The sequence below is a fragment of the Pseudomonas sp. PDM26 genome, assembly GCF_019219185.1.
Lineage (GTDB): Bacteria > Pseudomonadota > Gammaproteobacteria > Pseudomonadales > Pseudomonadaceae > Aquipseudomonas.
The window spans coordinates 553603-579688 of the sequence record NZ_JAHUWC010000001.1 but is presented as its reverse complement, the minus strand read 5'-3'; the positions used below and the strand labels follow the sequence as shown (position 1 = coordinate 579688).

25 protein-coding genes are annotated in these 26086 nt (G+C 60.9%); 14 read left to right on the top strand and 11 right to left on the bottom strand.

The features are described 5' to 3' along the window. Positions 1-95 precede the first annotated feature (95 nt). From KW849_RS02615 to KW849_RS02595, 5 genes are all read left to right on the top strand, one after another. Positions 96-1028, top strand: coding sequence for an ABC transporter substrate-binding protein (locus KW849_RS02615; RefSeq protein ID WP_218427374.1), 933 nt, complete (start codon positions 96-98; stop codon positions 1026-1028). Further along, positions 1025-2926: an ATP-binding protein gene (locus tag KW849_RS02610; protein ID WP_218427372.1), complete on the top strand. Its 1902-nt coding sequence runs from the start codon at positions 1025-1027 to the stop codon at positions 2924-2926. The genes KW849_RS02615 and KW849_RS02610 overlap by 4 nt, the downstream gene beginning before the upstream one ends. A 247-nt stretch (positions 2927-3173) precedes the next feature. After that, complete coding sequence (gene fabA / locus KW849_RS02605; protein ID WP_003227150.1) at positions 3174-3689, top strand: 3-hydroxyacyl-[acyl-carrier-protein] dehydratase FabA; 516 nt, start codon at positions 3174-3176, stop codon at positions 3687-3689. 11 nt (positions 3690-3700) lie between these two features. Further along, positions 3701-4921: a beta-ketoacyl-ACP synthase I gene (gene fabB, locus KW849_RS02600; protein ID WP_218427369.1), complete on the top strand. Its 1221-nt coding sequence runs from the start codon at positions 3701-3703 to the stop codon at positions 4919-4921. Between the two features lie 398 nt (positions 4922-5319). Further along, complete coding sequence (locus KW849_RS02595) at positions 5320-5508, top strand: hypothetical protein (protein WP_218427367.1); 189 nt, start codon at positions 5320-5322, stop codon at positions 5506-5508. Positions 5509-5625: 117 nt separating this feature from the next. Here the strand turns inward: KW849_RS02595 and KW849_RS02590 are convergent, their stop codons facing one another. The 7 genes from KW849_RS02590 to KW849_RS02560 all read right to left on the bottom strand — a co-directional run bounded on the left by KW849_RS02590 (position 5626) and on the right by KW849_RS02560 (position 14059). Then, complete coding sequence (locus tag KW849_RS02590; protein WP_108215292.1) at positions 5626-6168, bottom strand: DUF2058 domain-containing protein; 543 nt, start codon at positions 6166-6168, stop codon at positions 5626-5628. Positions 6169-6196: 28 nt separating this feature from the next. Continuing rightward, the gene (gene mazG, locus KW849_RS02585; protein WP_218427365.1) at positions 6197-7030 is read right to left on the bottom strand and encodes a nucleoside triphosphate pyrophosphohydrolase; all 834 of its coding nucleotides are present in this window, start codon (positions 7028-7030) and stop codon (positions 6197-6199) included. Between the two features lie 110 nt (positions 7031-7140). Then, on the bottom strand, positions 7141-9384 hold the full coding sequence (gene relA / locus KW849_RS02580) for a GTP diphosphokinase (RefSeq protein ID WP_218427363.1): 2244 nt from the start codon (positions 9382-9384) through the stop codon (positions 7141-7143). Between the two features lie 121 nt (positions 9385-9505). After that, on the bottom strand, positions 9506-10858 hold the full coding sequence (gene rlmD, locus KW849_RS02575; protein WP_218427361.1) for a 23S rRNA (uracil(1939)-C(5))-methyltransferase RlmD: 1353 nt from the start codon (positions 10856-10858) through the stop codon (positions 9506-9508). Then, entirely contained in the window at positions 10858-11760 is a 903-nt protein-coding gene (gene cysM, locus KW849_RS02570) for a cysteine synthase CysM (RefSeq protein WP_218427359.1), read from the bottom strand. The genes rlmD and cysM overlap by 1 nt, the downstream gene beginning before the upstream one ends. Before the next feature lie 168 nt (positions 11761-11928). Beyond that, positions 11929-13350, bottom strand: coding sequence for a sensor histidine kinase (locus tag KW849_RS02565; protein WP_218427357.1), 1422 nt, complete (start codon positions 13348-13350; stop codon positions 11929-11931). Then, on the bottom strand, positions 13340-14059 hold the full coding sequence (locus tag KW849_RS02560) for a response regulator transcription factor (RefSeq protein WP_108215286.1): 720 nt from the start codon (positions 14057-14059) through the stop codon (positions 13340-13342). The genes KW849_RS02565 and KW849_RS02560 overlap by 11 nt, the downstream gene beginning before the upstream one ends. Before the next feature lie 215 nt (positions 14060-14274). Here KW849_RS02560 and KW849_RS02555 point away from each other — a divergent pair, with 215 nt between their 5' ends. The 4 genes from KW849_RS02555 to KW849_RS02540 all read left to right on the top strand — a co-directional run bounded on the left by KW849_RS02555 (position 14275) and on the right by KW849_RS02540 (position 19106). Then, positions 14275-17028: a response regulator gene (locus KW849_RS02555; protein ID WP_218427355.1), complete on the top strand. Its 2754-nt coding sequence runs from the start codon at positions 14275-14277 to the stop codon at positions 17026-17028. Positions 17029-17197: 169 nt separating this feature from the next. After that, on the top strand, positions 17198-18190 hold the full coding sequence (locus KW849_RS02550; protein ID WP_218427353.1) for a 2-hydroxyacid dehydrogenase: 993 nt from the start codon (positions 17198-17200) through the stop codon (positions 18188-18190). A gap of 77 nt (positions 18191-18267) precedes the next feature. Beyond that, positions 18268-18702, top strand: coding sequence for a hypothetical protein (locus KW849_RS02545; RefSeq protein ID WP_218427351.1), 435 nt, complete (start codon positions 18268-18270; stop codon positions 18700-18702). After that, positions 18702-19106, top strand: a complete 405-nt coding sequence (locus tag KW849_RS02540; protein ID WP_218427349.1) for an META domain-containing protein — start codon at positions 18702-18704, stop codon at positions 19104-19106. The genes KW849_RS02545 and KW849_RS02540 overlap by 1 nt, the downstream gene beginning before the upstream one ends. A gap of 197 nt (positions 19107-19303) precedes the next feature. On the opposite strand, the gene KW849_RS02535 is transcribed toward KW849_RS02540, so the two are convergent. Further along, positions 19304-19771 (bottom strand): TlpA disulfide reductase family protein, encoded by a 468-nt coding sequence (locus KW849_RS02535; RefSeq protein WP_108215282.1) that lies wholly within the window; start codon positions 19769-19771, stop codon positions 19304-19306. A gap of 114 nt (positions 19772-19885) precedes the next feature. Between KW849_RS02535 and arsC the strand changes: the two genes are divergently transcribed. The 3 genes from arsC to KW849_RS02520 are packed head-to-tail and all read left to right on the top strand — an operon-like array spanning position 19886 to position 21259. Next, positions 19886-20239: an arsenate reductase (glutaredoxin) gene (arsC, locus tag KW849_RS02530; RefSeq protein ID WP_218427346.1), complete on the top strand. Its 354-nt coding sequence runs from the start codon at positions 19886-19888 to the stop codon at positions 20237-20239. Continuing rightward, positions 20236-20832 (top strand): NAD(P)H:quinone oxidoreductase, encoded by a 597-nt coding sequence (gene wrbA / locus KW849_RS02525; protein WP_218427344.1) that lies wholly within the window; start codon positions 20236-20238, stop codon positions 20830-20832. The genes arsC and wrbA overlap by 4 nt, the downstream gene beginning before the upstream one ends. Position 20833: 1 nt before the next feature. Then, positions 20834-21259, top strand: a complete 426-nt coding sequence (locus KW849_RS02520) for a DUF2069 domain-containing protein (RefSeq protein WP_115947293.1) — start codon at positions 20834-20836, stop codon at positions 21257-21259. 118 nt (positions 21260-21377) lie between these two features. On the opposite strand, the gene KW849_RS02515 is transcribed toward KW849_RS02520, so the two are convergent. Both KW849_RS02515 and ttcA read right to left on the bottom strand, forming a co-directional pair. After that, positions 21378-22052: a DNA-3-methyladenine glycosylase I gene (locus tag KW849_RS02515; protein ID WP_218427342.1), complete on the bottom strand. Its 675-nt coding sequence runs from the start codon at positions 22050-22052 to the stop codon at positions 21378-21380. A 196-nt stretch (positions 22053-22248) separates the two neighbouring features. Then, positions 22249-23073, bottom strand: a complete 825-nt coding sequence (gene ttcA / locus KW849_RS02510; RefSeq protein ID WP_108215277.1) for a tRNA 2-thiocytidine(32) synthetase TtcA — start codon at positions 23071-23073, stop codon at positions 22249-22251. A 408-nt stretch (positions 23074-23481) separates the two neighbouring features. Between ttcA and KW849_RS02505 the strand changes: the two genes are divergently transcribed. Beyond that, the gene (locus tag KW849_RS02505; RefSeq protein WP_218427339.1) at positions 23482-24084 is read left to right on the top strand and encodes a Yip1 family protein; all 603 of its coding nucleotides are present in this window, start codon (positions 23482-23484) and stop codon (positions 24082-24084) included. Between the two features lie 157 nt (positions 24085-24241). Further along, positions 24242-24736: a SprT family zinc-dependent metalloprotease gene (locus tag KW849_RS02500; protein ID WP_218427337.1), complete on the top strand. Its 495-nt coding sequence runs from the start codon at positions 24242-24244 to the stop codon at positions 24734-24736. 52 nt (positions 24737-24788) lie between these two features. Here KW849_RS02500 and KW849_RS02495 read toward each other — a convergent pair whose 3' ends face one another. Next, a complete protein-coding gene (locus tag KW849_RS02495) occupies positions 24789-25964 on the bottom strand; it encodes a CaiB/BaiF CoA-transferase family protein (RefSeq protein ID WP_218427335.1) in 1176 nt (391 codons plus the stop codon). Positions 25965-26086: the final 122 nt, after the last annotated feature.

Genomic DNA, 26086 nt, shown 5'->3' with positions numbered 1-26086 from the left:
CTGACTGGGATGTGTTGTGTCTCCGGGTGCTCCTTCTCCGCGTTCGCCCCTGGTACTGGCGCTGATTTTCAGCTCGCCGGAGCTGGAGCTTTAATATGTCGTATTGCCCGGCCTGGAAAACGCCGTCCCTGCGCTGGCTGCTGGCGGTGCTTTGTCTATTGTTCGGCAGCTTGTTCGGTAGCCTGCCGGGTAACGCGGCCGACATTTTGCTCACGGGGGCCGAAGACAGCCCCGGCGTGCGGGCGTTTACCCAGGCCCTGAGCGAGTTGCGACCGAACGATAACGTACGCTTCCAGACACTGGCGAGTTTGCCGACTCCTGACAAGCTTCCGGAAAACATCCGCTTGATACTGCTCGACCTGCCCAGCCTCGACTGGCGCCTGCAGGACACCCGGGGCCCGGCGACACTGGTGTTGCGCATCAGCCGCCTGCAAGCCCGACGACGCTTGAACAACACGCTGCCTGCACACCTTACCCTGCTATGGAGCGATCCCCCCCTGGACCGCCAGTTGCGTTTGACCCGCACCCTGTTGCCCCAAGCCAAACGCATCGGCGTGCTCTACGACAACCACAGTGAATTTCTGTTGAATGAGCTACGTAAAGTCGCCCTCCCCTTGGGTCTGGAGGTGGTCACCCAGCGCTGGGACAACATTCACGACAGTCGTCCGTTACAGGCCCTGCTGAATAATAGCGACGTGTTGCTGGGCCTGGACGATGCCGACCTGTACAACCCGCAAACCGCAAAGAACCTGCTGCTGAGCAGCTACTCACGGCAGATGGCGCTGATCGGACCCAACGCAGGTTTCGTCAAGGCCGCAAGCCTGGCCAGCACCTACAGCGATCAGAGCGACTGGCTGGCGAACCTCGACGAATTGCTCGACCGGCCACCGGCCACCTGGCCGCGCACGCACTATCCCCACCGATTCAAGGTCGCGAGCAATCCGCAGGTGGCGCGTTCATTGGGTATCGAACAGATAAACGACGCGTTGGTCGCCACACTGCTGGCTGAAGGAGAACGCCGCCCATGAACTTGCGCCGTCGCTGGGACATCAACACCCGCACCCAACTCATCAGCCTCGGCCCTGCACTGCTGCTGACCTTGTTGCTGATCAGCTTCTTCACGTTCGTGCGCATCCAGGACCTGCGTCAGGAAATCACCCACACCGGCCAGTTGATCGCCAATCAACTGGCCCCGGCCACCGAATACGGGGTGATCTCGGGCAACATCGAAGTGCTCGAGACCTTGCTCAAGGCGACGCTGGCCACGCCCAACGTGAGCTTTCTGGAAATCCAGGACAGTGCCAACCGGGTTCTGGTGTACGTCGAACAACCGAGCGAACACCACAATCGCGCGCAACAGCTCGAAGTGTTCCAGACACCGATACGGCTCCAGCGAATCGCATTGCACAATGATTTTTTCCAGAGCAGCAAATCCGCCGGCGCGGCCCCCTCCGAAGACTATCTCGGCCGGGTGATCGTCGGACTGTCCAACGATGCCTTCAGCCAACGCCAGCAGGAAATCGTGCTCAAGGCCGCCATTCTGGCGCTGTTTGCCCTGCTATTTACCTTCTTCGTGGCCCGGCGTCTGGCGGGCAGCCTGTCGCAACCAATCCGTGATATCGGCAATGCGGTCAAGGCGATCCAGGACGGCGACTACAAAACACCGCTGCCCATTGTCGACGACACCGAGCTGGGGGCGCTGTCGCAACACATCAACAACCTCGCCAGCGGTCTCGAGCAGGCCAGCCGCGAACAGCATCAGGCCATGGCGCAGTTGATCCAGACCCGCGAAGAAGCGGAAAAGGCCAACAACGCCAAATCCGACTTCCTCGCCATGATGAGCCATGAACTGCGCACACCGATGAATGGCGTACTGGGCATGCTGCAGTTACTGGAAACCACCGACATGACCGAGGAGCAGGTGGAATACGCGGCGCTGGCCTCCGAATCTACCGAGCACTTGCTCAAGGTCATCAACGACATTCTGGATTTCTCGCGGATCGAACGTTCAGAGCTGGAACTGGAGCACATTGCGTTCAATCTCGTCGAACTGATCGGCAGTTGCGCCCAGTCGTTCCAGCACAGCGCCGCGCAACGCGGCCTCGACTTGCAACTGAGGGTCCCCGATGACATGCGCGGCTTGCAGGTCAAGGGCGACCCGACACGTATCCGGCAGATACTGGTCAACCTGATCGGCAATGCGCTGAAGTTCACCGAGCAGGGCCGCATCACCATCGAGGCGCAGTGGCAGTCGCTGGACCACGAGTTGCTGTGGTTCACCTGCACCGTGCGCGACAGCGGCATCGGCATCCCGACGCAAAGCCTGGAATTGATGTTCAACGCTTTCCAGCAGGCCGACAGCTCCATTTCAAGGCGCTACGGCGGCACCGGGCTGGGCCTGCCGATTGCCCGTACGCTCGCCGAACGCATGGGCGGCACCTTGCGCGCGCAGAGTGAGGAAGGCCGCGGTTCGGTATTCACCCTGGAAATTCCCCTGGCACTGCACCAGCAGACGCAGACGCTGTTGCCCCCCCGCGCGCAAAACGGCGACAGCGGCGGCGAAGGGCGCAATGTGCTGTTGGTCGAAGACAACCCGGTCAACCAGACGGTCATCGAAGCCATGTTGCGCAGCCTGGGCTTCAAGGTCAGTCTCGCGGTCGACGGCGCGCAGGCGGTTCGCAGTGCCGAGAGCCTGATTTTCGAAGCGATCCTGATGGATTGCCGCTTGCCGGTCATCGATGGCTATGAAGCCACCCGACAGATCCGCCAATTACCCGGTTGCACCGACCTGCCGATCATCGCGCTGACTGCCAACGCCCTGCAGGGTGACCGCGAAGCCTGTTTGTCGGCGGGGATGAACGATTACCTGGCCAAGCCGTTCAAACGCACTGATCTGCAGCAAATTCTGCAGCGATGGGTGCAGTAGTACAGGCCTTTCGAGCATCTGCGACTGGCGTGAAAGGCGAAAGTGCGGCAGTCTTAAGCCCCCGAACAGGCCCGAAAAGGGGCTTGAATAATAATTTCAGTGCACAAGTGTACATTCATGTCCTTGGTGCTGTGACTTTCACCACAACGCAATAGTCTATGAGTAGGCTGCCGGTTCGAGGCATGAACGCTTCGATCGGCCGGGAAGATTTGCCCCACCTGCCGCATGGGACTATTGAGGAGCTCGCATGACCAAACAAAACGCCTTTACCCGGGAAGACCTGCTGCGCTGCAGTCGCGGTGAGCTGTTCGGCCCAGGTAACGCGCAACTGCCCGCCCCGAACATGCTGATGGTTGATCGCATCACCCTGATCAGCGAAGAAGGTGGCAAGTACGGCAAAGGTGAATTGGTCGCCGAGCTGGATATCAATCCGGACCTGTGGTTCTTCGCCTGTCACTTCGAAGGCGATCCGGTGATGCCGGGCTGCCTGGGCCTCGACGCCATGTGGCAACTGGTCGGTTTCTTCCTGGGCTGGCAAGGCTTGCCGGGCCGTGGCCGTGCGCTGGGTTCGGGCGAAGTGAAATTCTTCGGCCAGGTCCTGCCGACCGCCAAAAAAGTCACCTATAACATTCATATCAAGCGCGTCCTCAAGGGTAAACTGAACCTGGCCATTGCCGACGGTTCGGTCACTGTCGACGGTCGCGAAATCTACACCGCCGAAGGCCTCCGGGTCGGCGTGTTCACCTCCACTGACAACTTCTAAGGGTTATCCGCATGCGCCGCGTCGTTATCACTGGTCTGGGCATCGTTTCGTGCCTGGGCAATGACAAAGAGACCGTCTCCGCTAACCTGCGTGCAAGCCGCCCTGGCATCCGGTTCAACCCGGAATATGCCGAAATGGGTCTGCGTAGCCAGGTTTCCGGCTCCATCGACCTCAACCTTGAAGAACTGATCGATCGCAAGATCTATCGCTTCGTCGGCCACGCGGCAGCTTATGCCTACCTGGCCATGAAAGACGCCATCACCGACTCCGGCCTGACCGAAGAGCAGGTTTCCAACGTGCGTACCGGCCTGATCGCCGGCTCCGGTGGCGCGTCGACCCTGAACCAGATGGAAGCACTGGACATCCTTCGCGAGAAAGGCGTCAAGCGCGTCGGCCCGTACCGCGTCACGCGGACCATGGGCAGCACCGTTTCCGCCTGCCTGGCCACGCCGTTCAAGATCAAGGGCGTGAACTACTCGATTTCCTCCGCTTGCGCCACCAGTGCTCACTGCATCGGTAACGCCATGGAACAGATCCAGCTGGGCAAGCAGGACATCGTTTTCGCCGGCGGCGGTGAAGAAGAACACTGGAGCCAATCGTTCCTGTTCGACGCCATGGGCGCCCTGTCCACCCAGTACAACGAAACCCCGGAAAAAGCTTCCCGTGCCTACGACGCCAAGCGTGACGGTTTCGTCATTGCCGGCGGTGGCGGCATGGTCGTGGTTGAAGAGCTGGAACACGCTCTGGCCCGCGGCGCGAAGATCTACGCGGAAATCGTCGGCTACGGCGCGACCTCCGACGGCTACGACATGGTTGCCCCGAGCGGCGAAGGCGCGATCCGCTGCATGCAGCAGGCGCTGTCCACCGTCGATACCCCGATCGACTACCTGAACACCCACGGCACCTCGACCCCGGTCGGCGACGTCGCGGAAATGAAAGGCGTGCGTGAAGTGTTCGGCGACAAGGCTCCGGCCATCAGCTCCACCAAGAGCCTGTCGGGTCACTCCCTGGGCGCCGCCGGTGTTCACGAAGCGATCTACTGCCTGCTGATGATGGAAGGCAACTTCATTGCCGGCTCCGCCAACATCGACGAGCTGGACCCTGAAGTGGCCGACCTGCCGGTGCTGACCAAGACCCGCGAAAACGCCACCATCAACACCGTGATGAGCAACAGCTTCGGTTTCGGTGGCACCAACGCCACCCTGGTACTGAAGCGCTGGGAAGGTAAGTAATTTCCCGCTGCCAAGCCGCACATGAAAACGCCCCGACTGGTTCGGGGCGTTTTTTTGCCTTGAGAAAAACCTCAAGACATACACAAATCCCCTGTAGGAGCTGCCGCAGGCTGCGATCTTTTGACCTTGATCTTCCTGGCATAGCCGAAAAACAAGATCAAAAGATCGCAGCCTGCGGCAGCTCCTACAGGGGGGGCGTGAGGCCTCAGGAGATGAAGCTTTTTTCATGAAACTTAACGCCCTGCGACTGAATGTCGCGGATTGCGCGGGCCGCAGGACTGTTTCCGTTTTTGCAAAAAACCCTTACCAAACTCAGTCGTTTACTTAGCAAGCTACCAAACTCTATAACAAAGGCCTGCACATGCCTTGCTGCAGATAACAGAGATTGGAGCTAGCAGATGACTGTAAAAGTAACTGAACGCGACGATTCACATAAATCCCACGAGGGGGTAGCCGCCGGTATCCGGATCTGGGACGTGCATCAACAAGACCTGCTGGTCGGGATGTTCCATTCCGAGACCGATGCGCAAAACTACAAGGCCGAACTGGAAACCCTGGAGCAGCAACGCGAGTTACAGTCCGCCTGAGAAAACGTGCAGGAGCGAGCTTGCTCCGGGCGGCGTTCCGACGAAGAACCTGAGGGCGGCGCTGGTTTCAGACAGCGTGCGACATTCACGTTTTTCGCGAGCTCGCTCCTACAAGTGTTACCACATCAGGTCATCAGGGATCTTATAGGCGGCGTACGGATCGTCCTCGGCAGCGACCTCTTCGGTCTGCACATTCAATTGCACGATGCGCTGTGGGTCGCGCTCCTGAATCTTCAGTGCCGCCTCGCGCGGAATCACTTCGTAGCCGCCAGCGTGATGCACGATGGCCAGCGAACCGCTGCTGAGCTTGTTACGCATCAGGGTGTTGACGCAGATGCGCTTGACCTTCTTGTCGTCGACGAAGTTGTAGTAATCCTCGGTCGTCAATTTCGGCAGGCGCGAGACTTCGATCAATTGCTTGACCTGTGCGGCACGGGCCTTGGCCTCGGCCTTCTCCTGCTGCTGGCGGTTGAGTTCCTGGTCGCGCTTGACCTTCTCGGCCATGGCTTCCTGCGCCGCGCGCTGCTGGGAGTCATCCAGCTCGATCTGGCCTTTGTGGGCCAGGCGTTGTTGTTTCTGCTTGTCTTTGCTGACCTGCTTGGCCTGCTTCTGGTTGACCAGCCCTGCTTTGAGCAACTGGTCGCGAAGGGAAATGCTCATGGTGCTTATTACTCACTTAGGCCACTGCTCAACCGCAGCTGGGCAAATTCTTTTCCTGACGTTTGGCTTCGCCCCACAAGGCGTCCAACTCTTCGAGGGTGCAATCTTCCATGGGACGGCGGGTGTCGCGCAATGCCTGTTCGATAAAACGAAAGCGTCGTTCAAACTTGCCGTTGGCGCCACGCAGTGCGGTTTCCGGATCGACCTTGAGATGCCGCGCCAGATTGACCACGGAAAACAGCAGATCGCCGATCTCGTCGGCCACGGCTTCGGGATCGTTTTCCGACATCGCTTCGAGGACTTCATCGAGTTCCTCGCGCACTTTATCGAGCACCGGCAAGGCGTCTGGCCAGTCGAACCCGACCTGCCCCGCGCGCTTCTGCAGCTTTGCCGAACGCGACAACGCTGGCAATGCGGCGGGAACATCATCGAGCAACGACAGCTGTTCGGGCGCTGAAGATTTCTCCACACGCTCCTCGGCCTTGATCTCTTCCCAACGCTGCTTGACCTGCTCTTCACTCAAGCGCGGGACATCCAGTGGCGCATACAGGTCGCCGGTGGGGAACACGTGGGGATGACGGCGGATCAGCTTGCGGGTGATGCCGTCGACCACGCCAGCGAATTCGAAGCGCCCCTCTTCCCGAGCCAACTGGCTGTAATAAACCACCTGGAACAACAGATCGCCCAGCTCACCCTGCAAGTGATCGAAGTCGCCGCGCTCGATGGCGTCGGCGACTTCATAGGCTTCTTCAAGGGTGTGCGGGACGATGGTGGCCCAGGTTTGCTTGAGATCCCACGGGCAACCGTACTGCAGGTCGCGCAGACGGCTCATCAGGTGCAACAAATCTTCAAGGCTGTACATCGATAATCTCATTTAGAGGCAGGCCCCTGTAGGAGCTGCCGCAGGCTGCGATCTTTTGATTTTAAAAACAAGATCAAAAGATCGCAGCCTGCGGCAGCTCCTACAGGGGGTCACGGCGTACGGTTACGCCGGGTTTCGATGATGTTCGGCAACTGGGAAATCCGCCCCAGCAACCGCCCCAATGCGTCCAGCCCCGGAATCTCGATGGTCAGGGACATCAGCGCGGTGTTGTCCTCCTTGTTCGAGCGGGTGTTGACCGCCAGCACGTTGATCCGCTCATTGAGCAGCACCTGCGAGACGTCACGCAGCAGACCGGAACGGTCGTAGGCGCGGATGATGATGTCCACCGGATAGGTGAGCACCGGCACCGGCCCCCAACTGACCTGGATGATTCGCTCGGGCTCGCGCCCGGCCAGCTGCAGCACCGAGGCGCAGTCCTGGCGGTGAATGCTCACGCCGCGACCCACGGTGATGTAACCGACGATTGCATCGCCCGGCAACGGCTGGCAGCAGCCGGCCATCTGGGTCATCAGGTTGCCGACACCCTGGATCTGGATATCGCCGCGCTTGCCCGGCTTGTAGCCGGTGGCCTTGCGTGGAATCAGTTCCAGCTGCTCGTTGCCACGCTCCGGCTCGACCAGCTGCTGCGCCAGGTTGACCAGTTGCGCCAGGCGCAGATCCCCGGCGCCGAGGGCGGCGAACAGGTCTTCGGCGGTTTTCATGTTGGCCTTGTCGGCCAGCTTGTCGAAATCCACCGCAGGCAGACCGAGGCGATTGAGCTCGCGCTCAAGCAGCGTTTTACCGGCCGCGACGTTCTGGTCACGGGCCTGCAACTTGAACCAGTGAACGATCTTCGCCCGCGCCCGGGATGTGGTGACGTAACCCAGGTTCGGGTTCAGCCAGTCGCGGCTCGGGGTGCCGTGCTTGCTGGTGATGATCTCGACCTGTTCACCGGTCTGCAGGCTGTAGTTGAGCGGCACGATGCGCCCGTTGATCTTGGCGCCGCGGCAGTTGTGACCGATTTCGGTGTGTACGCGGTAGGCGAAGTCCAGCGGCGTCGCACCCTTGGGCAAGTCGATGGCGTGACCGTCCGGGGTAAAGATGTAGACCCGGTCGGGCTCGATATCGACCCGCAGCTGTTCCGCCAGGCCACCGATGTCGCCCAGCTCTTCGTGCCATTCGAGCACCTGGCGCAGCCAGGAGATTTTCTCTTCGTAGTGATTGGAGCCGGACTTGACGTCGGTGCCCTTGTAACGCCAGTGCGCGCACACACCGAGTTCGGCTTCTTCGTGCATCGCATGGGTGCGGATCTGCACTTCCAGCACCTTGCCCTCGGGCCCGATCACCGCCGTGTGCAGCGAGCGATAGCCGTTTTCCTTGGGGTTGGCGATGTAGTCGTCGAACTCTTTCGGAATGTGCCGCCACAGGGTATGGACGATGCCGAGCGCGGTGTAGCAATCGCGCATTTCCGGCACCAGCACGCGAACGGCGCGAACGTCGTAGATCTGGCTGAACTCCAGACCCTTGCGCTGCATTTTGCGCCAGATCGAATAGATGTGTTTGGCCCGGCCGCTGATGTCGGCATCGACGCCGGTGGCCTGCAATTCGTTTTTCAGCTGGCTCATCACGTCGCTGATGAAGCGCTCGCGATCCAGGCGCCGCTCGTGGAGCAACTTGGCGATCTGCTTGTACTGGTCCGGCTCCAGGTAACGGAAGGACAAGTCCTCCAGCTCCCACTTGATGTGACCGATACCCAGGCGATGGGCCAGTGGCGCGTAGATGTCGAAGACTTCACGGGCGACGCGGTTGCGTTTTTCGTCGTCGGCGGTCTTCACCGCACGGATGGCGCAAGTACGCTCGGCCAGTTTGATCAGGGCGACACGAACGTCGTCAACCATGGCCACCAGCATCTTGCGCAGGTTTTCCACCTGGCCCTGGGTGCCCATCACCAAGGACTTGCGCGGGCTCAGGCTGTCGCTGATCGCCGCCATGCGTTGCACGCCGTCGATGAGTTTGGCCACCACCGGGCCGAAGCGCTGGCTGACCGCCGGCAACGGGATCTGGCCTTCGCGCACGCCCCGGTACAGGACCGCGGCGACCAGTGAGTCCTGATCGAGTTTGAGATCGGCGAGAATCTCGGCGATCTCAAGGCCGGTACGGAACGTGGAGTTCCCTTCCGACCAGAGATTCTGTGCCGCATTGGCTTGTTGTTCTGCCTCGCGAGCGTACTCGCAGGCCTCTTTCAAGGCTTCGCGATCCAGTGCCAGATCGACACTCACCGCGTGATCGAGCCAAGCCTCGAGATTGATACTGCCGTCGGTGTTGATCGGCTGGTGTGCTCTCACCTGTACCATCTTGCTTACCTTCCCTACGACGCAGATTCAATGCGTCAAATCGCTGACCTTCGTTACCCATGCGCCCACGTCGGGCTGGTGCGCGGCTGCACGGGCGGGCCAGTCGGACCAGACGAGCATCCTAGCTCGCTTCAAATAACGCCATGGCCTCGACATGTGCCGTTTGAGGAAACATATCGAGAATCCCGGCACGTTTTAACCGGTAGCCCTGCTTGATCAATTCGACCGTGTCACGCGCCAGAGTGGCCGGGTTGCACGACACGTACACCAACCGTTCGGCGCCCAGGGTCTTGAGCTTGTGAACAACCTCGAAAGCACCGTCACGCGGTGGGTCCAAGAGTACCGCACAAAAGCCTTCGGCGGCCCATTCGGCGTCCGTCAAAGGCTGGGATAAATCGGCGTGAAAAAACTTCGCGTTATGCAGATTATTGCTAGCTGCATTCGCTGCTGCCCGATCGACCATCACCTGCACACCTTCGACCGCCACCACTTCGCGAGCGGCCTTGGCCAGTGGCAAGGCAAAGTTGCCCAGGCCACAGAACAGATCGAGTACGCGCTCATCTGCTGTCGGCTTCAACCAGTCCAGCGCCTGGGCGACCATCGCTTCATTGACTGCGGCGTTGACCTGGATGAAATCCCCGGGACGGTATGCCAGCTCCAGACCCCACTGTTCAAGACGATAGCCCAACGATTGATCGGCCTCGACCGGATGCGGTTCACCGTCGCCATGCAGCCATAACTGGGCTTGGTGGAGCGCGCAGAAATCCTTGAGGATCGTCAGGTCGGCGTCGGACAACGGCGCCATGTGCCGCAGCAAAACCGCCAACGTCGAGCCGCTGAACAACTCCACATGCCCGAGTGCCTGAGGTTTGCTCAAGCGCCGCAGCATCTGGGGCAGGCGGGTCATGATGGGTTGCAAGGGTTGTACCAGCACCGGGCAATCATCGATGCCAACGATGTCCTGGCTGCCGGCGGCGCGGAACCCGACTTCGAGTTTCTTCGCCTTCATGTCCCAGCGCACCGCCACACGGGCACGACGACGGTAGCCGAATTCCGGACCGGTCAATGGTTCGGCCCACTCCTCGGGCGCGACACCGGCGACCCTGGACAATTGCTCGGCGAGCATGCGCTGTTTCAGGGCGAGTTGTTCGTTGTGGGGCAGATGCTGCACGCTGCAACCGCCACAACGGCCGGCATGGGCGCACGGCGCCGGGCGGCGCAATTCGCTGGCGCTGAACACCCGCTCGGTCCGCGCCTCGACCACTTTACCGTGGGCACCGAGTACGCGAGCCTCGATTTCTTCGCCGGCCAATGCACCGATGACAAACCAGGTACGACCTTCGAAAAACGCGATGCCGCGACCGTCATTGGCCAGGCGCTCGATGGTCAGGCGCTGTTTTTTGCCGGTCGGGATTTGCGGGGCCTTGCTGCCACCGGTGGGCTGGAAGCGCAGGCCTCTTTCATGTTTGGCCATCAGTTGGGCGCGTCGAAAATGCCGGTCGACAAGTAACGGTCGCCGCGGTCGCAGATGATCGCGACGATCACCGCGTTTTCAACTTCTTTGGACAGGCGCAGCATTGCCGCCACCGCGCCGCCCGAGGACACGCCGCAGAAAATGCCTTCTTCGCGGGCCAGACGACGGGTCACGTCTTCAGCTTCGCTTTGGGCCATGTCGACGATCCGATCCACGCGGTCAGCCTGGTAGATCTTCGGCAGGTATTCCTGAGGCCAGCGGCGGATACCCGGGATCGCCGAACCTTCCATCGGTTGCAGGCCGATGATCTGCACGTTGTCGTTCTGCTCTTTCAAGTAGCGCGACACGCCCATGATGGTCCCGGTGGTGCCCATGGAACTGACGAAATGGGTGATGGTGCCCTGGGTCTGGCGCCAGATTTCCGGGCCAGTGGTGGTGTAGTGCGCCTCGGGATTGTCACCGTTGGCGAACTGATCCAGTACCTTGCCGCGACCCTCGGCTTCCATCTTCTGCGCCAGGTCACGGGCGCCTTCCATGCCCTGTTCCTGGCTGACCAGAATCAGCTCGGCGCCATAGGCCGTCATGGCCGCCTTGCGCTCGGCGCTGGAGTTGTCCGGCATGATCAGGATCATCCTGTAACCCTTGATCGCGGCGGCCATGGCCAGGGCGATTCCGGTGTTGCCCGACGTCGCTTCGATCAGCGTATCGCCAGGATGGATCTGCCCGCGCAGTTCGGCGCGGGTGATCATCGACAGCGCCGGACGGTCCTTGACCGAACCCGCCGGGTTGTTCCCTTCGAGCTTGAGCAAAAGGGTATTGCTGGTGGCGCCGGGCAGGCGCTGCAAACGAACCAGCGGAGTGTTGCCGACGCAATCGGCGATGGTTGGGTACTGCAAGGTCATGGCGTATTCGCAATCCAGACTGCGGGGGCGTCTATCATACCGGCAAACGTTCGCAGGCCATATCACGCAAAGTATGGTGCTTATGGTTTATGGGAATAAGCCCGGATTCATTGGTGTGTGGAAGGGCCTCATCGCGAGCAGGCTCGCTCCTACAGGGGGCTGAGGTGATCACACATTTTTCGGTTGAAACACGGTCAATGCAGGAGCGAGCCTGCTCGCGATGACGTTGTCACTGGCACCGCCATCATCCGCCAACAAGCGCATATTCAAGCGCAACCCGGTCCCGGTGTTCTGCGCCCAAAGCTGTCCACCCTGACGCTGTACCGCGTTCCGGGCAATGCTCAAGCCCAGTCCGAATCCACCATCCCCCGGCCGCGAACCGTCGAGTCGGGTGAACGGCAGGAAGATCCGTTCCAGATCAGCTTGCGCCACACCATCGCCCTGATCCTCCAGCCACAGGTGCCAGAAGTCGCCATCACGCTGGCCGCCCAGCAGGACAATGCCTCCCGCCGGCGAATGACGAATGGCATTGCGCAGAATGTTTTCCAACGCCTGGGCCAGGGTGTTGAGATGACCGCGAACCCAACAGGATGAATCCACCGTGCATTGCAACTGCGAATCGGGCCAGCCACTTTCATAGCAGGCATTCTCCGTGAGCATTTCCCACAGGGCCTGGATCTGGATCGCTTCGTCGGGCAACCGGGTGCGCTCGGTATCGAGCCAGGCCAGTTGCAGCGTGTCTTCCACCAGGCGCTGCATGCCATCGACCTCACGGCCGATGCGTTCGCGCAATGGCTCCAGCCCCTGCTCGCTTTCACTGGCCACCCGCAGGCGGCTCAAAGGCGTACGCAATTCGTGGGACAAGTCGCGCAGCAGTTGCTGCTGCAAGGCCACGGTGCTTTGCAGGCGTTCGGACATATGGTCGAACGCCCGCCCCAGCTCACCCAATTCATCGCAACGATTGGTGGTGCGGCTCGATAGGCGCACATTCAGTTGGTCGGCACGCCAGGCATTGGCCTGCGCGCGTAAGTGATTGAGTGGCACCACCAGCAAACGGTAGAGCCCGACGCACAGCAGCAAAGTGAACAGCCCTGGAATCACGCCGTTGGTGATCACCCGCCAGAACACCCGGTATTGCCCAGGCAGAAAGCGCTCGGGCAGTTCGATCACCAGGCTGCCGGCGGACGGGTCGCCGGGAAACGGCACGCGCATCCAGGGCCGGCCTTTCTTGTGGATGGGCCAATCGAGGCCGCGCAAAAAAGTCAGGCGTTCGACTTCCTTGTCCGTCAGCGATTGGTTGCTCAAGGACTGCAAATCACCGCCGATGACACCGACCCAGCCGTATTCCCGCTGACGCATGCCTTGCAGCCAGTGATCGACACCGGCGCTCTGGTGCTGCCGCCAAGCCTGCTCGGCTTCGGCGGCGTAGCCCGTCAGGGTGCCGCGGGCTTCATCGGAGAGGAACTGGTTGCGCTGCTCCATGTAACGCCCCCAGGACCAACTCAACCAGATCATCAGCAGACAGAAAGCGACCAATAGACAAGCCAGTTTCCAGAACAGCGAATGCCTGCCCGGCAAGTTACATTTCATCGACGGCGCTCAGGATGTAACCCTTGCCCCATACCGTACGCACTTCACGCTCGGTGTAGCCAATGGCCTTGAGCTTGCGGCGGATCTGGCTGATGTGCATGTCCAGGCTGCGGTCATGGGCCGCATAACCGCGTTGCAGCACCTGTTGATAGAGGAAGGCTTTGCTCAGGACTTCGTCGGCGCTGCGGTGCAGCGTCTCCAGCAGCCGATACTCGCTGCGGGTCAGGCCGCCAGCCTGTTCGCCATAAAACACCTCGAAGCTTTCATCGTCGAAACGCAGGCTGTCCATCGAAGGGGCGGGCACGGCGGGCGCAGGCCGGCGGTCGAATGCCACCCGCCGCAGAATGGCTTCGATGCGCACCCGCAACTCCACCATGCTGAAGGGCTTTGGCAGGTAATCATCGGCCCCCAGGCGAAAGCCGCTGATGCGATCGGCCTCGGCACCGAGGGCCGACATCAGCAACACCGGGGTGGAATGGCTCTGGCGCAATTGAGTCAGTACCGCCAGGCCGTCCATGCCCGGCAGCAGGATATCCATCAACACCACGTCGAAAGGCTGCCGGCGGGCAATGTCCAGGCCTTCCTGGCCGTTCTGGCACCAGGTCACCTGGAAGCCGCTGCGGTCCAGGTGCTCGTGAACGTAGGCGCCGAGCACAAGGTCGTCTTCGATGGACAGGATTCGAGGGAGGCCAGCAGTGATGGGAGTCATGACTATCTGCAAATAATTCTCAGTTGAGCGATTATTCAAGATTGCCTCGCCAGGGGCAACCCACGGTTTGTCCGTATCGCCAAAGAGTCGTCCGGGCCGACGAATGACTGCACCATTTTTACGAAGATTGCCCGCGAGCAAATCGCTACACTGCGCAAGTGGTGCATGGCGGATGCATGTACGGGCCTATGAATAGCGGGATGCAGGAGAGTTGCGTGCTCAAGAAACTGGGAATCAAAGGCCGCGTGCTGTTGCTGACCCTGTTGCCCACCAGCCTGATGGCGTTGGTGCTGGGGGGTTATTTTACCTGGATGCAACAGGCTGACCTGCAAACCCAGCTTATGCAGCGTGGCGAAATGATCGCCGAGCAGTTGGCTCCATTGACGGCGCCAGCCATGGGCCACCAGGACAACGAACTGCTCGAACGCATCGCCACTCAGGCCCTGGAACAAACCGACGTACGGGCCGTGACCTTCCTGGCTCCCGACCGCACCTTGCTGGCCCACGCCGGCCCGACCATGCTCAATCAGATGCCCTCTGGCAGTGGCACGCAAATGCTGCGCCACAGCGGCAGCGATGCGACCCGCTATCTGCTGCCGGTTTTCGGCAAACACCGCAACCTGGCCGGAGACGTGATTCCCGAAGAAGCAGACCGCCTGCTCGGCTGGGTCGAGCTCGAACTGTCCCATAACGGCATGCTGTTGCGCGGTTATCGCAGCCTGTTCGCCAGCCTGATGTTGATCGCTACGGGACTGATCGGTGCGGCACTGCTGGCCCTGCGCATGGGGCGCACGATCAATCGGCCGTTGAGCCAGATCAAGCAGGCCGTGGCCCAACTCAAGGACGGCCACCTGGAGACCCGCTTGCCGCCCCTCGGCAGCCAGGAGCTGGATGAACTGGCTTCCGGCATCAACCGCATGGCCGGCACCCTGCAAAATGCCCAGGAAGAATTGCAGCACAGCATCGACCAGGCCACCGAAGACGTGCGCCAGAACCTGGAAACCATCGAGATCCAGAACATCGAGCTGGATCTGGCGCGCAAGGAGGCCCTGGAAGCGAGCCGGATCAAGTCCGAGTTCCTGGCCAACATGAGCCATGAAATCCGCACGCCGCTCAATGGTATTCTCGGCTTCACCCACCTGTTGCAAAAAAGCGAGCTCACCCCACGCCAGCTCGACTACCTGGGCACCATCGAAAAATCCGCCGATAGCCTGCTGGGCATCATCAACGAGATTCTCGACTTCTCGAAAATCGAAGCTGGCAAGCTGGTGCTCGACCATATTCCGTTCAACCTGCGCGACCTGCTCCAGGACACCTTGACCATCCTCGCCCCGGCCGCCCACGCCAAGCAGCTGGAACTGGTTAGCCTGGTGTATCGGGACACGCCGCTGTCACTGGTGGGCGACCCGCTGCGGCTCAAGCAGATCCTGACGAACCTGGTGAGCAATGCGATCAAGTTCACCCGCGAAGGCACCGTCGTCGCCCGCGCCATGCTCGAAGAAGAACACGAAGACACCGTGCAGCTGCGCATCAGCATTCAGGACACCGGCATCGGCCTGTCGAACCAGGACGTACGCGCCCTGTTCCAGGCCTTCAGTCAGGCCGACAACTCGCTGTCGCGGCAACCGGGCGGCACTGGCCTGGGTCTGGTGATTTCCAAACGCCTGATCGAACAGATGGGCGGCGAGATCGGCGTCGACAGCACACCGGGGGAAGGGTCGGAGTTCTGGATCAGCCTGAGCCTGCCCAAAGCCCGCGACGATGCCGAAGACCTGCCCGCCGCGCCGCTGCTCGGGCGCCGGGTGGCGGTGCTGGAAAACCACGAACTGGCCCGGCAGGCGTTGCAGCATCAACTGGAAGACTGTGGCCTCGACACCACACCGTTCAACACCCTGGAAAGCCTGACCAATGGCGTCACCGCCGCCCACCAGACCGATCAGGCGATCGAACTTGCAGTGCTCGGCATCACCAGCAACGACATGCCGCCGGAACGCCTCAACCAGCACATCTGGGACCTCGAGCATCTTGGCTGCAAAGTGCTGGTGCTGTGCCCGACCACGGAACAGACGCTGTTCCATCTTTCCGTGCCCAACCCCCACAGCCAGCTCCAGGCGAAACCGGCCTGTACCCGCAAGTTGCGACGCGCCCTGTCTGATCTGGTCAACCCGCGCCCGATGCGCAGCGAGCCGGGCGAACCGTTGTCCAGCCGTGCACCGAAGGTGCTTTGCGTCGACGACAATCCGGCCAACCTGATGCTGGTGCAGACCCTGCTCGAAGACATGGGCGCCAATGTGCTCGCCGTGGAAAGCGGTTTTGCCGCCATCAAGGCGGTGCAGAAAGAGTCATTCGATCTGGTGTTGATGGACGTGCAGATGCCCGGCATGGACGGCCGCCAGAGTACCGAGGCGATCCGCCAATGGGAAAGCGAACGCCATTGCACGCCGCTGCCGATCGTGGCCCTCACCGCCCACGCCATGGCCAACGAAAAACGCGCGATGCTGCAAAGCGGCATGGACGACTACCTGACCAAACCGATCAGCGAACGGCAATTGGCGCAGGTGGTGCTGAAATGGAGCGGCCTGGCGCTGCGCAATCACCGCCCGGAGCGCTCCGGCGATGGGCATGCTGGCGCCCATGACCTGTTGGTCCTCGACCACGACGAAGGATTGCGCCTGGCCGCCGGCAAGGCTGATCTGGCGGCGGACATGCTGGCGATGCTGCTGGCGTCCCTGGAGGCTGACCGCGAAGCCATCCGCCTCGCTCGGCAAAGCAACGACCACAACGCCCTGATCGAACGGGTCCATCGCCTGCATGGCGCAACGCGTTACTGCGGCGTACCGCAATTGCGTGCGGCCTGCCAACGCAGCGAAACCCTGCTCAAGCAACGGGACCCGAATGCCAGCGTGGCACTGGAGGAGCTCGACCGGGCGATCAATCGCCTGGCGGCCCAGGCGCGCATGAATGCTTGATGCAGCGCAACTGCGTCAATCAGACATCAGCGTAAGCTCAGCGCAAACCCTGTAGGAGCTGGCTTGCCAGCGAAGGCGGCCCCAAAGACAGCACAGGGTTTGAGATCCTCTTCGCTGGCAAGTCGGATCGCCGCACCGCAGCTCCTACAGAAACGGGAGAGAGGACATCATGCGTACGATTTTTTTCAGCAGCCAGAACTACGACCGCGACAGTTTTCTCGCGGCCGGGCAACCGGCGGGCATCGAGCTGCACTTTCAGCCTGCGCGCCTGAGCCTGGACACGGTGGCACTCGCCCATGGGTATGAAGCGGTCTGTGCGTTCATCAATGATGACCTCGGCGCGGCGGTGCTCGAGCGCCTTGCCGCCGGAGGCACACGCCTGATCGCACTGCGCTCGGCCGGTTACAACCACGTCGACTTGCCGACGGCAAAGCGTCTGGGACTGGCCATCGTGCGCGTCCCGGCCTATTCGCCCCACGCCGTGGCCGAACACGCGGTGGCGCTGATCCTCGCGCTCAACCGCCGCTTGCCCCGCGCCTACAACCGCACTCGCGAAGGGGATTTCAGATTGCAGGGGCTGACCGGTTTCGATCTGGCGGGCAAGACCGTCGGCGTGGTCGGCACCGGTCAGATCGGTGCCACCTTCGCCAAAATCATGAGCGGATTTGGCTGCCGGTTACTGGCCTATGACCCCTACCCCAACCCGCAGGTCGAGGCCCTCGGCGCGCGCTACCTGAGCCTGCCACAGCTGCTGGCCGAATCGCAGATCATCAGCCTGCACTGCCCGCTCAACGAACAGAGCAAGCACTTGATCAACCCCGAATCGCTGGCGCACATGCAACCGGGTGCAATGCTGATCAATACCGGGCGTGGCGGCCTGGTGGACACCCCGGCGCTGATCGATGCCCTGAAAGACGGTCGCCTGGGCTACCTGGGCCTGGATGTGTATGAAGAAGAAGCGCAAATCTTCTTCGAAGACCGTTCCGACCTGCCGTTGCAGGACGATGTGCTGGCGCGGCTGCTGACCTTTCCTAACGTGATCGTCACCGCGCACCAGGCCTTCCTCACCCGCGAAGCCCTGGACGCGATTGCCGCCACCACGTTGCAGAACATTGCAGCCTGGGCAGCGGGCTCGGCGCAAAACCAGGTCGAGGGCGCCTGAAACGGATCGAAGGTCACCCGCCTGCAATATGTCGCGTGCAAGCCCGTGCTAGCATATCGCGCATATTTGGAGGACCCATGGTCGAACACGATTTCCGCTACAGCCTGATGAACCCGCAACACACCCTCACCGAATGCCGCGCCCTGGTGCCGGGGCGTTATCAGGTCACCGGCAACGGTGGCTCGATTCGCAACAACGACGTGCTGGTCGTGACCCTCAAAGGTGCCAAGGACTTGTCCATGCGCCTGACCGTCGAAACGGTTCGCCACCTGATCAACCCGCCCGGTCAATGGGTCGCGGTGGCCAGTGGCCCGGTATTCGGCGAACTGGCTATTCACACCTGGCAAGTGAACTGTGACAGCTGCGCCAAAGAGCTGAGCTTCGAGTTCGCCGTCGATGCCAAGCTGGGCAACAAGGCCGAAAAGCCTGCCGCCACTGCGCGGATTGCCGAGCTGGGCTGGACCACCGTTAGCGAGAAACACCTGTGCCCGAAATGCCAGGAGCCTGCGTGATGAAACGCCTCGCTCTGAGCGCGATGGCCGGCGCCAGCCTGCTGGGCTGCGCCGCCGAGCCGGTGCAGTTGCAACAAAACCGCAGCTACATTCTGGAATGGATCGGCGAGCGGCCGTTGATGGACTACAGCCACCTGACCATCACCCTCGCTGAAGACGGCCGGGCCTATGGCAATGGCGGCTGTAACCACTGGTTCGCACCGTACACCCTTGATGGCGACAAACTGACTTTCGGCAAAATCGGCAGCACCCGCAAACTGTGTGCTCCGGCGCTGATGGAACAGGAAAAACGCTTCCTTCAGGCCCTGGAAAACGTCCAGCGCTGGGACGTCTCCCCGATCGAGCAGATCCGCTTCTGGCCAGCCGAAGGCAAGCCGCTGCGTTGGTGGCTTGAGGAAGGTTGATCGCCCTTAATGTCAGCCTGGTGAAACCTGTGGCGAGGGGGCTTGCCCCCGTTGGGCTGCGAAGCAGCCCTAAACCCAGTCACCTCTTTTCGTCAGTTGAACTGTGCAGAACGGTTTTGCGACTGCTTCGCAGCCCAACGGGGGCAAGCCCCCTCGCCACAAAAAGCCCGCTCGCCGCAGTGACAACGATCATCTGATCAGTTTTTCGCCTGCAGCGCCTCAAGCTTCGCCATCACCCCCGCCGCCGTCTGTTCGCCCATCAACTGCTCACGCACCTTGCCCTTGTTATCGATGATGTAGGTCACCGGCAATGCCTCGCTGCGCGGCAGCTCGAACAGCTCGGTAGGGTCCTGCGCCAGCACGGTGAACCTGATTCCCAGCTTCTCGCTCGCGCCCTTCAGCTCTTGCCCCTGGACGTTGTCGAAGTTGACCCCGAACACGCCGATTTTCTTGTCCTTGAGCTGCTCGGCCAAGGCATTCAACTCCGGGATCTCGGTACGGCAAGGCCCGCACCATTCTGCCCAGTAGTTGAGTACCAGCCATTTGCCGTCCAGTCGGTCGGCGGCGATCTTGTGGCCGTCCTGGTCGATGCCATAGTCATTCCCGCAGCCCCCCAGCATCAATGCACCGATGATCGCCAATGCCGCTGCCAGTCGCCTTGTCATGTCGTGTTCCTTGTCAAAAATTGAATGCGCCTGCGACCCATCGCCTCTCACGGTTCTGGATTGCGCGCTGCACAGTTAGAATAGCCGCCACCTTACGCAAGATGCGACCCGCTCATGACCGATCTGACGCTTTATCACAACCCGCGCTGCTCGAAATCCCGCGGTGCGCTCGAACTGCTTGAAGCCCGTGGCCTGACGCCAACCGTGGTCCGTTACCTGGACACTCCGCTGGACGCCGCGCAAATCCAGAGCCTGCTGGGCAAACTCGGGGTCAGCGCCCGGCAATTGCTACGCACCGGCGAGGACGAGTACAAAACCCTCGGCCTGGCCGACAACAGCCTGAGCGAAGCGCAATTGATCGCCGCTATCGCCGCCCACCCGAAACTGATGGAGCGACCGATTCTCGAAGTCGGTGACAAAGCCATCATCGGCCGCCCACCGGAGCAGATCCTGGAACTGTTGCCATGAGTGCACCGTACATTCTGGTTCTGTACTACAGCCGCAGCGGCTCGACCAACGAAATGGCCCGGCAGATTGCCCGCGGTGTCGAACAGGCCGGGCTTGAAGCGCGCCTGCGCACGGTGCCGGCGATCTCGACCGAATGCGAAGCCGTGTCTGCGCAGATTCCCGACGAAGGCGCGCTGTACGCCAGCCTCGACGACCTGAAAAACTGCGCAGGCCTGGCACTCGGCAGCCCGACCCGCTTCGGTAACATGGCCGCACCGCTCAAGTACTTCCTCGACGGCACCAGCAACCTGTGGCTGACCGGCGCCCTTGTGGGTAAACCGGCGGGGGTATTCACCTCCACGGCGAGCCTGCACGGCGGCCAGGAAACCACGCTGCTGTCGATGATGCTGCCGTTGCTGCACCACGGCATGCTGATCACCGGCCTGCCATACAGTGAAGCGGCACTGCTGGAAACCCAGGGCGGCGGCACGCCATACGGCGCCAGCCACCATGCCGGTGCCGACGGCAAAAGCGGTCTGGATGCCCATGAAGTGGCGCTGTGCCGCGCGCTGGGTATGCGCCTGGCGAAGACTGCACAGAAACTGGAGAGCTGAGGTGGCAAAAAAGCCAAAGATTCTGCCCGCCCTCGAATGGCTCGAACCACGCGTCAAGGCGATGCGCATCATCAGTCTGCTGTGTTTTTTCGGCCTGGTGGGATTGCTGTGCATCTACTATCTGTTGGTCGCCGACCTGCACGGCGCCCGGCCATGGGTGATTCTGTTGATCGAGCTGGTGCCGTTGCTGATCCTGGCACCGGGGATGATCGTCGGCAGCCCACGCGGGCATTCGTGGATGTGCTTTGTGGTGAACCTGTATTTCATCAAGGGCGCATTGGCGGCCTATGACCCGAACCGGCAGATGTTCGGTTTGCTGGAGATGGGCGCGAGTTTGGCGGTGTTCTGTTCAGCGTTGTTGTATGTGCGCTGGCGGTATCAGTTGAACCGCAAGCTGGCTGGCGAGGGCGAAGTTTCCGTCGCCTGATCTGACGCCTTCGCTGCGATGCGGCGACCCGACAAGTCAGCTCCTACAGGGTTTGCGGTGAACTTGTAGGAGCTGGCTTGCCAGCGATTGGCCGGGGTCGCGCTCGACCGACTCGGTCTTAATGATTCACTGTATAAGCCAGCATCATCGAAATCTGGCTCATCGGCCGTCCGCCACTTTCTTCATGCCACTGGTTGAACACGTCCTGCACCAACGCCAGGTCGCGCAGGCTGCTCGGCACCTTGTCGATGATGTCCTGCGCATTCAGCGCCGCCACCACGTCATAGCTCGGTACAAAGGTGTCCTTGCCGATCATCCGCAAGAAGCGCGGGGCAGACAGGCCGCCCAACTGATGTCCGCGTTTTTTCAGGAAGGTCCAGAGCCCGACGATATCGGTCACCGGCCAATCGGCGATCAGCGCACCGAAACTGCCCTTTTCATGGGCCACGTCCAGTATGAACTGCGCATTGCGCGGCACACTCTTGAGCTTGCCAAGGTGACGGATGATCCGCGTGTCCTGCATCAGCCGTTCCAGGTGCTCGGCGCTCATCAGCACGACTTTTTCCGGATCGAACTTGAAGAACACTTCTTCGAAGGCCGGCCATTTGGCATCCACCAGGCTGTGCTTGAGCCCGGCGCGGAATACCCGTAGCGCCATTATCGAGAGGTAGCGATCGTCGCTGATCTTGCGCAGTTGCGCGGGAGTCTTGGGAACGGGCAGGTGGGCTTCCAGTTCAGCCGCCGAACCAAAGCGGTTCAGACAGTACTCGTTAAGCCACTTGTAGTCGCGCATGCCCTCTCCTGGAGGTTGAAACAAAAAACCAATGTGGGAGCGACCTGTGGCGAGGGGGCTTGTCGGAACGCCGCACCGCCCCGTTTGAGTGCGTAGCACTCACAAAATCTTTGGTACATCAGCGATTTTGGGGCCGCTTCGCAGCCCAACGGGGGCAAGCCCCCTCACCACAGGCTCGCTCCCACAGTAATTGTGGTCAGAGGTTGACGACGTTGACGAAGCGCGAAGCCGCGCTTTCGTCGATCTTCAGGCTGGTGAAGTCGAACAGGTTGCGGTCCGCCAGTTGCGACGGGATCACGTTCTGCAGGCTGCGGAAAATGCTCTCGGTCCGGCCCGGGGTCTTGCGTTCCCAGTCCTGCAGCATTTCCTTGACCACCTGACGCTGCAGGTTTTCCTGGGAACCACAGAGGTTGCACGGGATGATCGGGAATTGCTTGAAGTCCGAGTAGGCCTGGATGTCTTTTTCGTTGCAGTAGGCCAGCGGGCGGATCACCACGTTACGGCCATCGTCGGCGCGCAACTTCGGTGGCATGGCCTTGAGCGAACCGTTGAAGAACATGTTCAGGAAGAACGTTTCGACGATGTCGTCGCGGTGATGACCGAGGGCCATCTTGGTCGCGCCGATTTCGTCGGCGAAGGTGTAGAGCGTTCCGCGACGCAGACGCGAGCACAGCGAGCAGGTGGTCTTGCCTTCCGGGATCAGCTCCTTGACCACCGAGTAAGTGTCTTTCTCGACGATGTGGTACTCGACACCCAGTTCCTTGAGGTAGGCCGGCAGCACGTGCTCCGGGAAGCCCGGCTGCTTCTGGTCCATGTTCACGGCCACGATCTCGAACTTGATCGGCGCGACCTTCTGCAAGTGCATCAGCACATCGAGCATGGTGTAGCTGTCCTTGCCACCGGACAGGCAGACCATGACCTTATCGCCGTCTTCAATCATGTTGAAATCGGCAACCGCCTCACCGGCCAGTCGGCGAAGGCGCTTTTGCAGTTTGTTCTGGTTTACCGTGAGAGTGCCCATGACGCGAAATCCGTGAGGTGTGACGAAAGGCGGGCATTTTACGCAAATTCTTAGCACTTGTGGCGAGGGGGCTTGCCCCCGTTCGGCTGCGCAGCAGTCGCAAATCAGACACCGGGTAGGCCTGTTTAACCAGGCAGCCTGTAATTGGGGCCACTTCGTGGCCCAACGGGGGCAAGCCCCCTCGCCACAAAAGCTGCAACATCTCCATTTCACCGACAGACCCGACAGCGATTAACAGCATTGTTTACAGCGCGATTTGCTCTAAAGCCCCTACTCCCCCTGGGGAAACTCCTCCCTATACTGCGACATAAGGTCATATACAAATTTCAGACCTGTGACTTGCTTGGCCGCATTGGCCCGTAGGCGCTCCACTGGGGGGCGACGGTAAAGACAAGAGGAGTGACTGGCATGATCCATCACGTAGTGGGGCTCTTCACCCACCCTGACCAAGAATGGAAAGATATCCGTGGCGACCAGGAGGAAAGCATCGGCCACATGTACCTGACCCATACGCTGATCCTGGCGACGATCCCCGCCGTGTCTGCCTTTATTGGCACCACGCAGGTCGGCTGGGTCATCGGCAATCGGCCTCCTGTAATGCTGACCGTAGAAAGCGCGATATGGATGACAATCATGTCGTACCTGGCGATGCTCGGCGGTGTCGCGGTAATGGGCGCATTCATCCACTGGATGGCCCGCACCTATGACGCCAACCCAAGCCTCGCCCGCTGCATTGCGTTTGCCACCTACACCGCCACACCGCTGTTCATCGGTGGCCTCGCCGCCTTGTACCCGCACTTGTGGCTGGGAATGATCGTCGGCACCGCCGCCATCTGCTACACGGTGTACTTGCTGTACGTGGGCTTGCCGACATTCATGAACATTCCATCTGACGAGGGTTTCCTGTTTTCAAGTTCGGTGCTAGCCGTAGGACTGGTGGTGCTGGTTGCCATCATGGCGTTCACTGTGATTGTCTGGGGACTCGGCGTGGGCCCGGTCTACACCAGTTAGCCGCTCATCACTGAAAATGAGAACTGCCGACAAAGGCCGCCGCAAGGCGGCCTTTTCATTCTTCAGCAACGAGAACGCACACGACCATTCGGCAACTTGGCGATTCGCAAGGCCCGAGGGTTGCGGCATACTCGACCGCTCTGGAGATCCATCAAGCATGCCCGAGCAACTCAATACCCGCGTCGAAGACTGTTTCCAACAAGCCGAATCCTTTTTCAAACGACCTTTCAAACGCCCCGTGGTGAGCCTCAAGCTGCGCGGGCAAAAAGCCGGTGTCGCGCATCTGCACGAGAACCTGCTGCGCTTCAATCCGCAGTTGTACCGGGAAAACACCGAAGACTTCCTCAAGCAGACCGTGGCCCATGAGGTCGCGCACCTGATCGCCCATCAGTTGTTCGGCGACCGCATTCAGCCCCATGGCGAAGAGTGGCAACTGATCATGCGCGGCGTGTACGAACTGCCGCCCAACCGCTGCCACACCTATGACGTCAAACGCCGCCGCGTGACCCGCTACATCTACAAATGCCCGTGCGCCGACAGCGACTTCCCGTTTTCCGCCCAGCGCCACAGCCTGGTTCGGCAAGGTCGGCGGTATTTGTGCCGGCGGTGTCGCAACACCCTGGTGTTCAGTGGGGAAATGCGGGTCGAGTAGTGGATTTTGTAGTGGTTGCACTGGCCTGCTCGCGATGGCGGCCTCTGAGGCACTAGAGAATCACCTTGGCAAACCGCAATTCTGCAATCCGCTCAGCACTAAACCCCAACTCCCCCAACACCTGATCCGTATGCTGCCCCAGCGCCGCGCCAATATGCCGGGGCTCAGGCAACCCTTGCGAAAACTTCAACGGACACGCCATCTGCGCCTGGGTCGAGCCATCGCCACGGGGCACGTCGGTCACCAACTCCCGCGCCTGCAGCTGCGGATGACGTAGCGCTTCTCTCAGGCTCAACACTGGTTCGACACAAGCATCCAGCTCCGCGAAAAGCGCGCACAACTCGGCAAAGTCATACTTTTCGAATTCCACCCTCAGCGCGGCTTTAAGCTGTTGCTGGTGCGCCGCAGACAGGCCGAGGCCGGCCAGCTCCTCAAGCCCCAACGCCGTGCACAACTGTTTCATGAATGCCGGTTCCAGGCTGCCCACCGACAGCCAGCGCCCATCCCGGGATCGGTAGTAATCGTAGAAGCTGCCGCCATTGAGCACCTGGTCTTCCGGCCCCGGCTCGACGCCACAGGCCAGGTACCCGGCACCTGCCAGCGCATTCAGGCTGAACGAGCAGTCGGTCATGCTGACATCCAGGTGCTGGCCCTGACCGGTTTGCTGCCGGGCAATGACCGCCGCCAGCAAGCCGATCACCCCGTGCAGCGAACCACCGGCGACATCCGCCACCTGCATGCCCAACGGCAGCGGCCCACTGTCGGCACGACCTGTGTAACTCGCCACCCCGGACAGGGCCAGGTAGTTGATGTCATGGCCCGCGCGGTCCTTGTAGGGGCCGGTCTGGCCGTAGCCGGTGATCGACACATAAATCAATTTGGGATTGATCGCCTTCAGGGCTTCGTAGCCCAGGCCCAAACGTTCCATGACACCCGGGCGAAACTGCTCGAGCACGATGTCGTAATCCTGTAGCAACGACCTGATCACCTCAAGGGCCTCAGGCTGTTTGAGGTCCAGGGCGAGGCTGCGTTTGTTGCGGTTGAGGTAGGCATGACTGGCTGACACCCCTTGATCATGGGGTGGCAACACCCGCAGCAGATCCATGCGCGTCGGTGATTCGATGCGCAGCACCTCGGCGCCCATGTCCGCCAGCAGCAACGAGGCGAATGGCCCCGGCAGCAGTGTCGAGAAATCCAGAACCTTTAATGATGCCAGTGGACCGAGCATGGGCGTTCTCCCTATACGATGCCCCCAGACTAGGCAGCCGAACGCATTGCAGCAATCACCTTATGCGCCACGTGCAGTGACCGTTGCGCTCAAACACCGGGCATGAAAAAACCCGCCGAAGC